General features: G+C 68.7%; 1 protein-coding gene. It reads left to right on the top strand.

Features of this window, described 5'->3' with window-relative positions; genetic code table 11:
- A partial coding sequence (locus G3N98_RS39360; RefSeq protein WP_206151133.1) for an efflux transporter outer membrane subunit occupies positions 1-1,153 on the top strand: 1,153 nt, incomplete at both ends.

The raw sequence follows: 1,153 nt of genomic DNA, 5'->3' as shown, positions 1-1,153 counted from the left end.
CGTACCCGGCCGGCGGCGTCTACGCGACGCAGCCGGGTGCGGCCGGCGCGCGCAGCGCGAACGGGCAAGCTGCGACCGCCATCGGCTGGCGCGAGTTCTTCGTCGATCCGCGCCTGCAGCGGCTGATCGAGATCGCGCTGAAGAACAACCGCGACCTGCGCGTGTCGGTGCTGAACATCGAGGCGGCGCGTGCGCAGTACCAGATCACGCGCGCGGGGTTGTTCCCGACGCTCGATGCGACGGGTACCGGTAATCGTCAGCGCCTGCCGAATGCGCTGTCGGTGGCGCCGGGCCGGAACATCACGACGACCTACAACGTCGGCCTGTCGGCGTCGTGGGAGCTCGACCTGTTCGGCCGGGTGCAGAGCCTGAAGGACCAGGCGCTCGCGCAGTACCTGTCGACGTCGTACGCGCGGCAGGCGTCTGAGATCTCGCTGGTGTCGCAGGTGGCGGATCAATACCTGACGCTGCTGTCGACCGACGATCTGCTGAAGGTCACGGAGAACACGCTGAAGACGGCGCAGGACTCGTACAACCTGACGAAGCTGCAGTTCGACAACGGCACGGGCTCCGAGCTCGAGCTGCGTCAGGCGCAGACAGTGGTCGAGCAGGCGCTGTCGAACCAGCAGGCGCAAGCACGGGCACGCGCGCAGGCGCTGAACGCGCTGGTGCTGCTGATCGGCGAGCCGCTGCCGGACGATCTGCCGGCGGGCATGCCGCTCGACGCGCAGAACCTGCTGACGGACGTGCCGGCCGGGTTGCCGTCGGATTTGCTCACGCGTCGTCCGGACGTGATGCAGGCCGAGCAGTCGCTGCTGGCGGCGAACGCGAACATCGGTGCGGCACGCGCGGCGTTCTTCCCGAAGATCTCGCTGACGGGCGCGTTCGGCACCGCGAGCCCGACGCTCGGTGGCCTGTTCAAGGCCGGCACGGCGGCGTGGTCGTTCGCGCCGAGCATCGCGTTGCCGATCTTCGAAGGCGGCGCGAACATCGCGAACCTCGATCTTGCGCACGTGCAAAAGCGCATCGAGATCGCGAACTACGAGAAGGCGATCCAGTCGGCGTTCCGCGACGTGGCGGACGGGTTGGCCGCACGCGGCACGTACGACCAGCAGATCGCGGCGCTGGAGCGCAACGAGCACGCGCAGCAGCG

The sequence above is a fragment of the Burkholderia sp. Tr-20390 genome (assembly GCF_017104595.1).
In the GTDB taxonomy this organism is placed as follows: Bacteria; Pseudomonadota; Gammaproteobacteria; order Burkholderiales; family Burkholderiaceae; genus Burkholderia.
Note: the sequence above shows the minus strand (reverse complement) of the source record. Positions and strands in the feature narration are given on the sequence as shown.